This is a genomic window from Synechococcus sp. RC10B2, assembly GCF_047502635.1.
In genome coordinates this window covers 16790-31151 of sequence record NZ_JANSHO010000093.1, presented here as the reverse complement: position 1 = coordinate 31151, position 14362 = coordinate 16790, and the positions used below count along the sequence as shown (strand labels likewise).

The window sequence follows — 14362 nt, the reverse complement described above, 5'->3', positions numbered from 1 at the left end:
GGTGAGGGCTTAAGCGTCGAAGTAGAGCGCGAACTCGTAAGGGTGCGGGCGCAGCAGGATGGCGTCCACCTCCCTGACGCGCTTATACTCCAGGTAGGTCTCCAGCAGGTCGGGCGTGAACACCCCGCCGCGCATCAGGAACTCGTGGTCTTGTTCCAGCGCATTCAGCGCGTCGGCGAGCGTCGGCGGCGTGGTCGGGATGCCCTTGCGCTCGTCGGGTGGCAGCTCGTAGAGGTCTTTGTCGATGGGGTCGGGCGGCTCGATGCGGTTCTGGATGCCGTCCAGCCCTGCCATCACCATCGCCGCGAACGCCAAGTACGGGTTCGCCGTCGGGTCGGGCGCGCGGAACTCGATGCGCCGCGCCTTCGGGCTGGGCGAGTAGGTCGGGATGCGGATACACGCGCTGCGGTTGCGCTGGCTGTAGACGAGGTTGATAGGCGCCTCGTAGCCGGGCACCAAGCGTCGGTACGAGTTGGTGGTCGGCGCGGCGAACGCCAGAACCGCAGGCGCGTGCTTGAGCAGCCCGCCGATGTAGTAGCGCGCCGTGTCTGAGAGCATCGCGTAGCCCCGCTCGTCGTAAAACAGGTTCACGCCGCCCTTCCACAGGCTCTGGTGCGTGTGCATCCCGGAGCCGTTGTCCTGAAACACGGGCTTGGGCATAAAGGTCGCCGTGTAGCCGTTGCGCGCGGCGACATTCCGAACCACATACTTATACAGTTGCACCTTGTCGGCGATGCGCACGAGCGTGTCGTACTTGATGTCGATCTCCGCTTGCCCTGCCGCGCCAACCTCGTGGTGCTGCACCTCCACCTCGACGCCGACTTCCTGCAGGGTGAGCATCATCTCCGTGCGCAAGTCTTGCAGCGTATCCGACGGCGGGCAGGGGAAGTAGCCGCCCTTGAGACGCATCTTGTAGCCCAGATTCGGCTTCTCCTCGCGCCCCGTGTTCCATTCGCCCTCGTCGGAGTCGATGTAGTAGTAGCCGAAGTGGGAGCCTTGCGCGTAGCGCACATCGTTGAACACATAGAACTCCACTTCGGGACCGAAGTAGGCGGTGTCGGCGATGCCTGTCGAGCGCAGGTAGGTTTCTGCCTTCTGCGCCACATAGCGCGGGTCGCGTGTGTACCGCTCGCGCGTGATGGGGTCAACCACATTACAAATCACGCTTACGGTCGGCACTTCGGGGAACGGGTCCATAAACACGGTCTCGGGGTCGGGCATCAGCAGCATGTCGGAGACATTGATGGACTGGAAGCCGCGGATGGAGGAGCCATCGAAGCCGATGCCCTCGTCGAATATCTCCTCCGTGAACGCCTCAATCGGCATCGAGAAGTGATGCCACATGCCGAACAGGTCGGTGAACTTGACATCGACCACACGCGCGTTATGCTCACGCGCGAACTGAATTGCTTCGCGTGGACTCATACGATCCTCCTCTGACTTAGTTTTGGTTTCTGGCGTATTGCCAGGGGGCGCGCAGGTATGCGCGCATGCTGAGGCGGCTTCGTCGCCGACAGGTGCGGGCAATCGGGCAGCGCATAGGGGGTCTGCACGCTTCGTTGCGATGCAGCGAGGTGCGACTGCACGATTCGGCTATATTATACCCCAATCAGGGGGGCATGTCAAGGGGTTGGGGGCGCGTCTTTCATCCGCTCGCGCGCCTTGCGTTCGATGTTGCGCCAGATGCCGCGCAGCCCCATCGCCTGCTTCATCGCCTCCAGCGTCTCATCGGCGATTTGGCGCATTTTTAGCGTGCCCGTGTAGATAATCTCTTCCACCAGCCCGCGCTCTTGGGCGAACTGTTCGCGCCGCTCGCGGATGGGGTCTAAGAAGGCGTTCAGGGCGCGCGCGAGTTTCTCCTTGACCTCCACATCGCCGACGCGCCCTTGCCGATAGCGCGCCTTCAGGTCGTCTACTTCCTCGCGGTTCGGGTTGAAGATGTCGTGGTAGATGAACACGGGGTTGCCCTCCACCGTGCCCGGAATGTCGGCGCGGATGCGTTTGGGGTCGGTATACATGCTGCGCACTTTTTTCTCGACGGTTTTGGGGTCATCGGAGAGGAAGATAGCGTTGCCGAGGCTTTTGCTCATCTTGGCTTGCCCGTCCGTGCCGACGAGGGTGGGCACCTCGCTGAGCATCACTTCGGGAATGGGGAACACCTCGCCGTAGAGGTGGTTGAATCGGCGGGCGATTTCGCGCGTGATTTCGACATGCGCCTCGTTATCCTTGCCGACGGGCACAAGGTGCGCGCGGGGCATCAGAATATCCGCCGCCTGCAGCACAGGGTAGCCAATCAGCCCGAAGGGGATGGACTCGTCGTCGATGTTGGCGGCGCGCGCCATGTCTTTGAGGGTGGGCAGGCGCGTCAGGCGCGGCAACGAGACCAGCATCTCAAAGATTAGGTTCATCTCGTACACCGCATGCACCGCCGACTGCAGGTAAATTGTGGACTTCTGCGGGTCAATCCCCACCGCGAGGTAGTCCAGCACCATCTCGCGGATGTTGGTGCGCATATCCTCGATGTCGTCGTGGGTGGGGCGTGTGGTCAGCGTGTGCAGATCGGCAATCAGGAAGTAGCACTCGTACTCGTCCTGCAGCTGGACGCGATTGTGCAGTGACCCGACATAGTGCCCCAGGTGCAGTTTGCCTGTGGGGCGATCGCCCGTCAGCACCCGTTTGCGCTCGCTCATCGGCGAGGGATTATACCTAACGCACTTGGAAGGGCACGATCTGGCTAATTGCGTGCGTGCTGAGGTCGTTGGTGAACGCCAGCACGACGGCGTAGTAGGTGCGCCCGCTGACCAGCGGCGGTCCCGTGTAGACCAGCGAGGTTGCAGGGGCGAACACCTTCGCCGCGCCAGGATTGTTCAGGTCGGTAGGGAAGTAGGGCGCGACCCTATAGTCGGGGAAGCGGTCGTAGATTAGCACCAGATAGTAGTCGGCGTTGGGCACGGGCGTCCACTGCAGGATGAGACCGTCCACGAGTTCGTTGGGGAACGGGCGCGTGATGGCGATGGGCGTGAACGGGCGCGCGCTCACGCGGTTGCTCCGTCCCGACACCGTGCCAGGGAGGTCGTTCAGGTAGTCGGTGTTCAGCGCGACCATCTCGTAGTAGTAGGTCACATTCGGCTGCAGGGCGGGGTCTAAGTCCGCAAAGAAGTTCGCCAGCGGGTCGCGCAAAAACGCAATCGCGTTGCGGTTGAGTTCGTCGATGGTGCGCCCGCGGTAAATCCCGTAGCCCAGCAGGCTGAGTTGCTCTTGGTACTCCCACCTGAGGTCGATTTCGATCCAGTAGTCGCCGACGGCGCGCGAGGCGACCGTGCGGCGCGGGCGCAGCTTGTCGTCAAACAGGGCGCGGATGGCGTTGTAAGCGTCGTATTCGCGTGCGCTGCGGGTGGCGGTGAGCGTGCGCGGCATCGTCCATGCCGTCGCCGAGAGGTTGAATGGCGTCTGCACGGGGCGATTGCGCGAGTCGTTCAGCGTGAAGCTGACGACGGTAGTCCGTCCTGCGACAATTGCTACCGTGCGCTTGTCGTTCTCGTAGTCAGGCGCGGAGGCGACAATCGGGTACTCGAAGCCTGCAGGCAGCCCCGTGATTCGGTAGAACCCACGGCGGTCGGTGACCGCCAGCGCGCTGCTCAGTGCGCCGCCTGCGAACACGCGCGCGCGCTCGATCCCGCGTCCAAACGCATCGCGCACAAAGCCCTCCACCCCGCCCTGACGGTCTGTAGGCGCAATCATAATATTTACATTTTTGGATTGCTCATTCTCGAACACCTGTGCTACATTCTGTCCTGTGTATTCCTTGCCGCCAATCACGGCGCGGGCGCGGATAATTGTAAACCCATCGGGCACATTCGTCAGGTAGTAGGTACCGTTGTGCAGCGAGCGGGTGCGGCTATTGACGGCGTTGGCGGCGAACACTTCGGCGTCGGCGACAGGATTGTCGTCAACATCGGTAATTGTCCCAGAGACGATGCCGACCTTGCCGTTCTCGCCGCAGCCTGCCAGCATCACAGCGCACAGAAACGCAAACACGCCTCCCCAAATGTGTCGTTGCATCGTCATACAGAAAGACGATTCGCGGGCGCGAGGGTTTCTCCTGCTACCAAAAAAGGGCGGTCGCTGACCGCCCCGTGTGTGTCCACCTGCGAAAGGAGGATGGTACGCTTAGCGTTGGCGGCGACGCAGCAGGATGCCGCCCAGCCCTGTCGCCAGCGCGATTAGGCTGGCAGGTTCAGGCACGACGGTCCAGTCCTGCTCGACCAGCATCAGCGCTGCCGAAGAGGTACTGTCGATGATGCCGCCCAGTTGGAAGGTCTCGTAGACGGTCACATCGTTGGCGGGCACAGAGAGAGCGGCGGGTATCACGATGCTGAACGCACCGTTTGACCCGCCCGCGTAGTTGCCGCCGTAGATGGCGCCGCTCGCCTGCCAGAGGATTGCGTTGTCCGAGTTGCGCACCACCTTCTTGAACCAGGTGATGCGCCCCCAGTCGTTCACATACCCCGCAATCACGAAGTTGAAGCCGTTCAATGGCGGCAGGCTGTTCGTCGGGTCGTTAATCGTGTACTGTCCGAAGAAGCTTCCCACGGTATAGCCTGTGCCCATCCCGACGATTAGGGGATGCGGTGTGGCGGCTGCCGTCAGGAAGGTGATCTGCGGCACAGGGTTGCTCTGGACTATGGTGGGCACACTCACAGGTGTGCTGGGAGGATTGAGAACCCCGCTGCTGTTGACGATTGTTACATTCCACGAGGCGAACGCGCTCGTGAACACAGCCAATACTCCCAGAGTTGTTAGTACTCGCTTCATGATGGTTCCTCCGTTCTGTCGGCGCGTTGAAGACGCGCACTGCACTTGAATAAGCAATTTGCGTGCCAAACGGCTTTTTTCGCGCAAAAACTGGTATTTTTGGCGTTTTTCACCTATGTCAAACAAAAACAGGGCGGGCACGAAGCCCGCCCTGCGCTACGGTCAGGAGGATACAGCGGTTGCGCCTTAGCGCTTGCGGCGGCGCAGCGCGAGCAGTCCGACCAGCCCGCTGCTGAGCGCAATCATGCTCGCAGGCTCTGGCACCCAGTCCTGCTCCACCAACAGCAGCCCAGCCGTAGAGACGGGATTGGTTGGCAGTACGAACAGCAGGAAGTTCTCAAACACGGTCACATCGTTGGCAGGCGCCGACAGCATAGCAGGAATTACGACGCTGAACGCGCCATCCGTGCCGCCGAAACCCGAACCTGCGAACATGCCCGAGTCGTTGTAGAGGATGGCGTTGTCCGAGTTGCGGATGACCTTCTTCTGCCAGACGATCATCGCGCTGCCGTCCACCACGCCTGCAATCACGAAGTTGAAGCCTGTGAGCATGCCTGCGGAACTCGAGGCAGGCGCGATGGAGTAGGCGCCCGAAAAGGTGCCGTTGGTAAATGCGGTCCCGTCGCCAACCAGTATCGGGTTCGGCGTCGCCACAGCCGTCAGGAAGGTAATCTGCGGCAGGGGCGAAGTCGTCACTATCGTCGGCACAGACACAACCGTCGACGGCGGGTTGAGAACCCCGCTGCTGTTGAGCACCGTAACATTCCAGGACGCAAATGCGCCCGTTGCCAGCACGCTGGCAACCATGACCGAAGTCATCATGCGTCGTATCATCATCATAGACCTCCTTTGCGGCTTGGGGGCGAATCGGGCGTAACAGAGAAATAACCCCGCGTAAGCCTACTCTTTGACGAGCAACTTCTGTGCCAAAGTTCCCTGTTCCGAGAAAAACTCGTATTTTTGCAGGTAGCGCACGACACACGCACTGATTGGGTATAATCCCCGCTTGAACAGGAGGCAACGACCGATGTACGCGATTATCCAAACAGGCGGCAAGCAGTACCGCGTGGAGCCGAACACGATTCTGAGCGTAGAGAAGCTTGAAGCGGAACCGGGAACCGAAATCGAGATTAGCGAGGTGCTGATGGTGCGCACAGACGACGGCATCAAGGTCGGCGCGCCCTATGTGAGCGGCGCGAAGGTCGTCGCTGAGGTGGTCAAACAGACCAAAGCGCCCAAAATCATCGGCTTCAAATACAAGCCCAAGAAGAACGAGCGCAAGCGCTGGGGGCATCGCCAGCCACTGACCATCCTGCGCATTAAGTCGATCGAGGCGTAAGTGATGCCAGAACCGATTCGGCGCGTGCTGGACGCCCTGCTTGAAGACCTTCAGGCGGGGCTACCGATTCGTTTGGACGCCGCCGAGCGCTACCGCGCGGAAGTGGACGGCTACCGCATCCAGTTCGAGGGCGAGGACGACTTGCTGCACTGCAGCATCGAGCGCATCGACGGCGGGCGTATCGAGTTAGAGCAGGCGCACCGTGTGGTGGAGCCGCTGTTTGCCGTGATGCCGAAGGGCATCGTGTGGTTCAAGCCCGCCGAGCATTCTGTGCATTACTATGTCGGGCACGACCACTTTTTGCAGGCGCACTTGCAGGAGTCTGCCCCGTCCCCAGCGAATCGTGCGCCATAGGGCGACGGCAGCCCTGTGGCGTCTATGAGCGCACTACTGGTTCTGTTGGGCGTTGCGATGTTGCTGGCGCTGGCGTATCGCTGGTACGGGCGCTGGCTGGCGACGCGCGTGTTCACGCTGGACGATTCTGAGCCGACCCCTGCCCACACCCTGCGCGATGGGCGCGACTTCGTGCCTGCCCCGCCGCTGGTGGTGTTTGGGCATCACTTCGCCTCCATCGCGGGGCTGGGACCGCTGCTGGGTCCCGCGATTGCCGTGATTTGGGGCTGGGTTCCCGCGCTGCTGTGGATTGTGCTGGGCTGCATCTTCGTCGGCGCGGTGCATGACTTGGGCTGCATGTACAGTTCCGTGCGCAATCGGGCGCGCAGTGTGGCGGACTTGGCATACGATGTGGCGGGGGCGCGGGCGCGAGCGTTGTTTCTGCTGTTCGGGGTTTTCGCGCTTGCGCTGGCGATGGGCGTGTTCGTGATCAATATCGCGAACCTGTTTGCGCCAGGTGCAGGCGGCGCGGAGGGCGGGCATGTGCCCGAAGCGGTGCTGCCCAGCTTCGCGCTGGTTGCGATTGCGCTGGTTGTAGGCGTGCTGTTTTATCGCTACCGTGTGTCGCTGGCGAAACTCACGCTGCCCGCGCTGCTGGCGAGCCTGCTGTGCGTGTGGCTGGGCGTGCAGTACCCGATTACGAGCCTGTTCGGGCTGGAGTTGACCGCGCCGCTGTGGACTTACTTGCTGCTGGGCTACGCGCTGGCAGCGACGCTACTGCCCGTGTGGGTGCTGCTGCAGCCGCGCGACTACCTGAACTCGTTCCAGCTGTTTCTGGGCATGGGGCTGCTGCTGACAGGCGCGGTGGTAGGCGGGTTCACGCTGAGCGCGCCTGCGTTCAACCCTGCGCCTGCGGGTGCGCCGCCGATGTTCCCGCTGCTGTTCATCACGATTGCATGCGGGGCGGTGTCGGGGTTTCACTCGTTGGTGGCGTCGGGCACGACCGTGCGGCAGTTAGACCGCCAGAGCCACGCGCTGCCAATCGGCTACGGCGGGATGCTCACCGAAGGGCTGCTGGCGACGCTCGCGTTGCTGGCGGTGGCGGCGGGCTTGGGCGCGGAATGGCAGTCCCGCTACCCCGACTGGCTCACGGCGGGCAAGAGTGCGCTGGCGAACTTTGTGCATGGGGCGGGCACGCTCGTCAGCGCGGTTGGCGTGCCGCTTGCGCTTGCCAAGGTGTTCGTGGCGACGGTGGCGGTCGGCTTCGCGCTCACTACGCTGGACACAGGCGCGCGTCTGATCCGCTACAACCTGCAAGAGCTGGGGCGCGCGTGGCGCATCACACCGCTGGTCAACCCGACGCTCAGCACCCTGCTGGCGGTGGGGCTGATCGGCTTCTTCGCGCTGCTGAAAGCCCCTGACCCCGTCACGGGCGAGCTGAAGTCGGTCGGCGCGTTGCTGTGGCAACTGTTTGGCGCGTCGAACCAGCTCTTGGCAGCGCTGTCGCTGCTGGTGGTCTCGCTCTACTTGCGCTCGCTGGGGCGACCGACGCTGTATACGCTGCTGCCGATGGGCTTTATGCTCCTCGCGACGCTCACCGCGCTGGTTATCGGGATGCGCAACTTCGCTGCTCAGGGCAACACGCTGCTGCTGGGCGTGAGCGCGGTCATCTTCGCGTTGGCGGTGTGGCTGGTGGGCGAGGCGATTGTGGCATGGCGACGCGGCGCACAGACCGCCGTGTCCACACGGTAGGTATAATCCCGCTATGCGAACGCTTAGCGTGCTATTTGCGGTCGGCATCTTAGGATGGTGGGGCGCGCCTATTTTCGTGGGGCAGACAGTTGCGCAGTTTCAGATGACCCCCTCCTACAGGTTCCCCCTGCAAGCAGGGGGAACCAAGTTGGGGGGCAGTTCCCCTCGCGAAGCGGGGCGACCTTCGCCTGCGCACGGTTCCCCTCGCGAAGCGGGGGGAACCTTAGGGAGGGGGGCAACAACAGACAACTCCCCCGAAACGGCACAAAAGGAGAACCGCACCATGCAAACGGGCAAGAAGCGTCTTCTGGTGGTCACGCACACAGCAGGTTTCCGACACGCCGACTCGATTGAACTGGGCGAGAAAATCTTGGCGGAGATCGGCGAACGCAGCGGCGTGTTTGAAGTGGACTACTGCCGCGACGCGAGCGATGTGCAAAAGATGCTCACGCCTGAGTTCCTGAACGCGGGCAAGTACGACGGGGTAGTGTTTCTGAACACCACAGGCGACATCGGTATCCCCGACTTGGGCGCGTTTCTGGAGTGGCTCAAGGGCGGCAAGGCGTTTATCGGCATCCACGCCGCTGCTGACACCTACCATAACCGCCCCGAATACCTCGAGATGGTGCAGGGGCAGTTCGCCTATCATGGCAAGCAGACCAAAGTGGTCGCCAAAGTGGAGCAGCCCGAACACCCCGCGGTGGCGCACCTCGCGCCGGAGTGGACGGTCTTCGACGAGATTTACCTGTTCAAGGAGAACAACCGCCCGCGCGTGCAGGTGCTGCTGTCGATGGATCGCCATCCCGACGACGGCACACCGAACGCTGGCAAAGAGGGCGACTACCTGCTGGCGTGGTGCCGCGAGTACGGCAAGGGGCGCGTGTTTTACACCGCGCTGGGGCATCGGCTCGATGTGTGGCAGGACGCGGCGTACCAGCGCCACCTGCTGGGCGGCATCAAGTGGGCGTTGCGCCTGCAGGAGAAGGGCGCGGTCAAACTGTAGGGGACGACGATGCGACGCCACATAGCGCAGGCAGGGACACTCAAGCGCGTACGCGAGCGGGCGCGGCGTATGCTCGCCAGCGAGCAACCGCTTACGGTGGACGACTACCTGCGCGTGACGGACGCCGATGACCTCTACGAACTTATCGACGGCGTGCTGGTGGAGCGCACGATGGCAGCGATGTGGCAACACGAGCAGCTTAGCGCGTGGCTGCTCGCGACACTGCGCCCGTATGTGGAGGCGAACGGGCTGGGATATGTCTCTGGCTCGCGCACGGCGGTGAAAATCTCTGAGTACCGCGCCCGCCTGCCCGACCTGCTCTTCATTCGCCGCGAGCGCGCGGATATTATCACGGAGTCCGCCATCGTCGGCGCGCCCGACTGGGTGCTGGAAATCCGCTCCCGCGCGAACTACCCTGCCGAGTGGCGCAGCTTGGAGATCGACTACCGTGCAATCGGCGTGGCGGAGCTGTGGCTGGTAGACCCACAGGCGCAGGTCGTTCGGGTGGCGCGACGGCGCGAGGGGAACTACGAGACCTTCGAGCAGTCGGCAGGCGCGCTCCATTCGTCTGCGATTGCGGGCTTCTGGGTGGAGGCATCGTGGCTGTTTTTCGGCAACGAGCGTCCCAGCACGCTGGAGATGCTGCGCCTGCTGGGGATTAGCCTGTAGCTATCAGGGGCTCCAGTCGCGCCTGCAGCCCCCGCGCACACGCCTCGAACCACGCGCGCCCAATCAGCAGGAACCACCACGCGGCGGGTCGTGCATGGGTCTGCAGCAGCCCTTCCGCCGTCAGGTAAGCGTCGCGAATCATCGCCAGTCGCGCTCGCTCCGCCTCGCATTCCAACTGGCGCACGCGCGCCCGCAGCGCCTCGGCGTCAGGCGTGCGCCCCACTTGCCGTCGCTCGGCGTTCAGCCTGCGAATCTCTGCCTTGAGCGCGTGCAGGCGCGGCGCGAGTTTGCTGAACCGCTTCGGGTGCCGCTGAATCTCGGCGATGAGGGCGCGTCGCTCGGCGTGCAGGGCGTGCGCCTGCTGGCGGAGCGCGTCGGCGCGTGCGCCGACCGTCTCGGCAAGCACACGCAGGCAAGCATCGTAGTCCGCCAGCCGCTCGCGCCATAGGTCGCCTTCCCGCTCGGCAAGCAGCGTCATCAGGTCGCGCGGGCGATGCACGCGGGCAAGTTGCGCCAGCAGGTGCTGCTGCTCGGCAACGACCGTGCGCCAGCGCGACGCGAACACATCGGAGCAGAGCGTCGGCTCGTCGAACGCGCGCGCCAGATGCGACGGCAAGCGCAGGTTGACGCACCGCGCCGCGCCCAGCGCGTCCCAAGTCGGATACTGCAGGCGCAGTATCGGATGCACGCGCACAGCGACCCCGCTTGCGTGCAACTGCGCCAGAAAGCGCGCCGTGCGTGTCAGATACGGCGAGCCGCGCTCGTTGAACACAAATACAAACTCGTGCGCCAGCATCGGCACGAGCGTGATCGCCTTGCCGACCAGCACACAGCCGTCGCCCCAGCGCGATTCGACGACCTGCGACAGCGCATGCACATCGCCGACAGGCGCGGGCAGGCGCACAATCTGCGGCTCTGGCGTCAGCACGACCAAGTACCGTTCTGTCAGCAGCAGCGTGCCGCGCCCGACCTGCGGGATGAGCAGGTCAAACGGCAGCGCGCCCTCGCCGAACTCGTCGAGCGTATAGATGGGCGAGTCGGCGACCGATGCGTTGTAGGCGTCCTCGCAGGCGCGGCGCGTCGCAGGGTTTACGAAAGCGTCCACCAGCGCGAAGCGCGGCAGCCCCGCCGTGCGCGTGTTGAACCGAAGCAGTTCCGTTGTGCGCGTAAACCCCACCGTATCAGGCAGCGCGCCCCCATAAAGCGACTCCAGCACCTCTGGGTACAGCGCGGCGTACAGGTCTGCCAACGAGTCGTTGGGGCGCGCAGCGGCGTAGTGCTGGATACGCTGGCGCATCGCCCATGCCCATTGGCAGGCGCGGGCGCGCGCGTCGGCGTCGTCGAGCATCTGGCACGAGCTGTCCAGCCCGAACGCCAGCAGCGCGTCGAGCGCGGGCGCAACCGCCGAGAGGGGCACTTCGCACACGGGGCGCGGCGTCGGGTCGCGCAGCGCCAGCCCGCGCCAGCCCCACGCCTCCGTAAGCGCGTCGATAAACGCGCCCTGACCCTCGCTGCACGACTCCGCCACGCGCGCCACGCGCCCGCCATACCGTGCGAACATCGGCAGCGTCGGCACCGTCTCGCTGCCGAACAGTTGCGCAATCTCCCCCGCTGCGGACCAGAGCGCGCGCGTCGTGCCGTCGTTATGGGGCAGCAGCGCGAACTCGCCGACCACCTGTGCCCCCTGCGGCAGGCGGCGCGTGCGCATACGGGCGAAGTAATCCGTGTCGTGGACGCCAAACAGCATGCGGCGCGTCGGGTCTATCGTCGGGAGCCAGTGCAGCAGGGCGAGCTTCATCGGCTCGTCCCAGAAGATTGTCTGCCCCAGCGCCAACAGCGGCGCATCGGGCGCAAGCCGCTGGAGCGCGTCGAACACCTCAGGCGGCGCACAACAGTTATCGTTCGGTTTCATAGCGCGTGCCTCATACAGACGCCAAGAGTCTACCCCAACGGGTATAATACCGCCATGCCGAAGTTCAAGGAAGGCGATCGGGTGCAGGTGCGCGCCCGCGACGCGCAGGGCAAGGAAGCACAGGAAGGACGCTACGCGCCCCACCTGGCGAACGCCGTCGGAACCGTCCTCAAGGTCTACGCCCCGCAGGAGATCGCCGTCGACCTCGACTTGGAGAGCCTGCCCGACGCAATCCGCCAGCGGCACGCCGAGCAGCAGACCCGTATGCACGAGCGCTGGCTGAATTCCCTCTCGGAAGAGGCGCGCAACCGCCTCACCGACGACGAGAAGTCGTTCCATCTGCGCTATGTCGCCCTGCTGGCGGAAGACGACCTGCTGCCGCTGAAGGCGACTGCCAAGTCTGCGACGGCGCGGCAGACGAAGCCGACCGCCGAAGCGAAGCCGTCCCCTGCCCGCGCCACAAAACGCGCGCCCACCGAACCCGCCCATCGCCCCACCCCCGAACAGTTAGAGCAACTGGAAGAGCAGTACCTCAAAACGCGCAAGCGCAAAGGCTCATAACCCGCTCGGTCAGCGAAAATCGTGGTATACTTAGGGCAGGCGGCGCGAACTCACCCTTCGCCGCCCGCAGATCGACGCCGATTCTGCACTTGTGAGGAACCTATGGAGAAACTGATTGATGCCTTAGTCCCTTTGCAGGCAGATAATCCGCTTGGATTGCCGATTATTCGCTCCGTGAAGGAGGCAGTGCCTATTCGCGGCATGAATATCCGCTCAGGGGTGTTCTATGTGATTCCTGAGCGACAGATGCGCGACTACGCCCGCATGCTGTGGGCGCATCCCCGCCTGAGCTTCCTGCACAAGGTGCGCTACAATGTGCTGGCAGCGCACCTACACAATCCGCCCAGCTCAGAGCCGGGCAGGGTGCTGTTCCCCGACAAGGCGGTGCTGGTGATTTACGACTACGACAACAATCTCGGCTACCAGATTGAGGCGGACTTCCCCGTGCCCAAGCGCGTGGAGATTACCCCGCTCAAGGAGCAGCCTGACATCTTCAGCGAGGCGGAGTTTCGCGACGCCGTGCAGGTGCTGGCGTCCGATCCGAAGTACGGCGAGCCGCTGCGCCGCGGAATCGCCTACTGCTCGCCCGGCATGCCTCCTGTGATCACCGAAGCCGCGCCTGAAAGCCTCTGGGGGCGCATCGACCCGTTCCCGAACTATGTGCCCGACCACCGCATGGTGTCCGTGCTACTGCACTTTCGACCAGGCAGCGGGCGCGAATCGGAGATCGGACACTTTCTGATTGACCTGACCGACAGACAAGTGTCGGCATACGGTACAGGCGGCAGCGACTTCTACCCTGCGGCGTGCGGGGGATCGCCCGCCAGTGGTAGCTGTACGAATGTCGGCGGCAGTGCGTGGCAAGCGCTTGAATGGCCTGCCAGGAATCCCGTGTGGAGTATGCTCGTGCGCCGTCCATCGGGCACTCGGATTATTGGCGAACAAGACTATGGGGCTGGCGTAGAGCTGATGGATGTGTTCTATAACGGGCGGCTGGTGCTCAAGCGCGGCGGGATGCCCGTGCTGAATGTGTTCTACGATAACAACGGTTGCGGTCCTTATCGCGACTGGCTCTACAGCGAGACCTGCTTCAAATGCACGGGCACTGACTTGGGCAACGGGTTGCGTTTTGCGAACGCGGGCACGCGCGCCGTCACGATTTGCGACGACAGCGACGACTCGGGCAACTTCCGTGGCGTGGGCGTCTATGAAGACACCGACGGCGAACTGGTGCTGATTACCGAGTGTTCGGCGGGCTGGTACCGCTACATCACAGGCTGGCGGTTCAGTCAAAGCGGGATTTTCAAGCCGCGCTTCCAATACGGCTACACTGAAAACAGTTGTGTCTGCATCGGTCGTCTGCACAACGGCTATTGGCGGCTGCACTTTGCGCTGGACGGTCTCGGCGGGCTGGCGGTGGAAGAGACCGACTCGCCGCGCGGCGGGCGACGCGAGAACTGGCAGCCGATTCGCATCGAGGCGCGACGCCTGCGCTGGCCGAACCGCCCGACGCGCTGGCGCGTGCGTAAGCTCAGCACGGGCTTCACCGCCGAGATTGTGCCCAGCGCTAAAGACGGCTTCCACGAGCGCAGCAATACGGGCGAAGGCGATGTGTGGGTCGTCAAAGCGCGCAGCACCGAGATGCAGGGCAGTCGGGGTTCGTTCGCCAACATCACGCAGTATGTGAACGGCGAGCGCACGCTGAACGAAGACCTCGTCGTCTGGTACGGGGTGCATCTGCGCAAGCGCGGCGCAGATACCTTCGAATGCCCGCCGCTGGGACCCGACATCTACCTCAGCGGGTAGGCGGCACGCCTCTTTGCCCTCACCCCCAGCCCCTCTCCCACGCGGTGGGAGAGGGGGCGCGGCTGTACGCCCATTTTTAGCATCGGGCGGCGGCTCCGCTTCCCCACTCCACAATCCCCTCGCCCCCTTGCGGACGAGGGGTTCAACGCTGCGCCCACTCTTCCCCTAAAAA

The 14362-nt window shown here is 63.6% G+C and carries 13 protein-coding genes; 7 read left to right on the top strand and 6 right to left on the bottom strand.

The annotated features are described in order from the left end of the window. Window positions 1-9: 9 nt before the first annotated feature. The 5 genes from glnA to NW855_RS15025 all read right to left on the bottom strand — a co-directional run bounded on the left by glnA (window position 10) and on the right by NW855_RS15025 (window position 5655). A complete protein-coding gene (glnA, locus tag NW855_RS15045) occupies window positions 10-1425 on the bottom strand; it encodes a type I glutamate--ammonia ligase (protein WP_414509032.1) in 1416 nt (471 codons plus the stop codon). A gap of 197 nt (window positions 1426-1622) precedes the next feature. Continuing rightward, complete coding sequence (gene trpS / locus NW855_RS15040; RefSeq protein ID WP_414509031.1) at window positions 1623-2690, bottom strand: tryptophan--tRNA ligase; 1068 nt, start codon at window positions 2688-2690, stop codon at window positions 1623-1625. 16 nt (window positions 2691-2706) lie between these two features. Then, window positions 2707-4068 (bottom strand): carboxypeptidase regulatory-like domain-containing protein, encoded by a 1362-nt coding sequence (locus NW855_RS15035; RefSeq protein ID WP_414509030.1) that lies wholly within the window; start codon window positions 4066-4068, stop codon window positions 2707-2709. 102 nt (window positions 4069-4170) lie between these two features. Then, window positions 4171-4956 carry a PEP-CTERM sorting domain-containing protein gene (locus tag NW855_RS15030; RefSeq protein ID WP_414509029.1) on the bottom strand — a complete coding sequence of 262 codons (786 nt, stop codon included), beginning with the start codon at window positions 4954-4956 and terminating at the stop codon, window positions 4171-4173. A 45-nt stretch (window positions 4957-5001) separates the two neighbouring features. Next, window positions 5002-5655 (bottom strand): PEP-CTERM sorting domain-containing protein, encoded by a 654-nt coding sequence (locus NW855_RS15025; protein ID WP_414509028.1) that lies wholly within the window; start codon window positions 5653-5655, stop codon window positions 5002-5004. A 187-nt stretch (window positions 5656-5842) separates the two neighbouring features. Here NW855_RS15025 and rplU point away from each other — a divergent pair, with 187 nt between their 5' ends. From rplU to NW855_RS15000, 5 genes are all read left to right on the top strand, one after another. Beyond that, complete coding sequence (gene rplU / locus NW855_RS15020) at window positions 5843-6154, top strand: 50S ribosomal protein L21 (protein ID WP_414509027.1); 312 nt, start codon at window positions 5843-5845, stop codon at window positions 6152-6154. A gap of 3 nt (window positions 6155-6157) precedes the next feature. Next, entirely contained in the window at window positions 6158-6508 is a 351-nt protein-coding gene (locus NW855_RS15015; RefSeq protein ID WP_414509026.1) for a hypothetical protein, read from the top strand. Window positions 6509-6532: 24 nt separating this feature from the next. Then, complete coding sequence (locus NW855_RS15010; protein WP_414509025.1) at window positions 6533-8239, top strand: carbon starvation protein A; 1707 nt, start codon at window positions 6533-6535, stop codon at window positions 8237-8239. A gap of 283 nt (window positions 8240-8522) precedes the next feature. Continuing rightward, window positions 8523-9242, top strand: coding sequence for a ThuA domain-containing protein (locus NW855_RS15005; RefSeq protein WP_414509024.1), 720 nt, complete (start codon window positions 8523-8525; stop codon window positions 9240-9242). A gap of 9 nt (window positions 9243-9251) precedes the next feature. Beyond that, window positions 9252-9911 (top strand): Uma2 family endonuclease, encoded by a 660-nt coding sequence (locus tag NW855_RS15000; protein ID WP_414509023.1) that lies wholly within the window; start codon window positions 9252-9254, stop codon window positions 9909-9911. Here the strand turns inward: NW855_RS15000 and NW855_RS14995 are convergent. Next, window positions 9901-11658 (bottom strand): hypothetical protein, encoded by a 1758-nt coding sequence (locus NW855_RS14995; protein ID WP_414509022.1) that lies wholly within the window; start codon window positions 11656-11658, stop codon window positions 9901-9903. The genes NW855_RS15000 and NW855_RS14995 overlap by 11 nt on opposite strands. Between NW855_RS14995 and NW855_RS14990 the strand changes: the two genes are divergently transcribed. Both NW855_RS14990 and NW855_RS14985 read left to right on the top strand, forming a co-directional pair. After that, on the top strand, window positions 11641-12384 hold the full coding sequence (locus tag NW855_RS14990) for a hypothetical protein (protein WP_414509021.1): 744 nt from the start codon (window positions 11641-11643) through the stop codon (window positions 12382-12384). The two genes, NW855_RS14995 and NW855_RS14990, sit on opposite strands and share 18 nt — an antisense overlap. A 174-nt stretch (window positions 12385-12558) precedes the next feature. Continuing rightward, on the top strand, window positions 12559-14190 hold the full coding sequence (locus tag NW855_RS14985) for a hypothetical protein (protein WP_414509020.1): 1632 nt from the start codon (window positions 12559-12561) through the stop codon (window positions 14188-14190). Window positions 14191-14362: the final 172 nt, after the last annotated feature.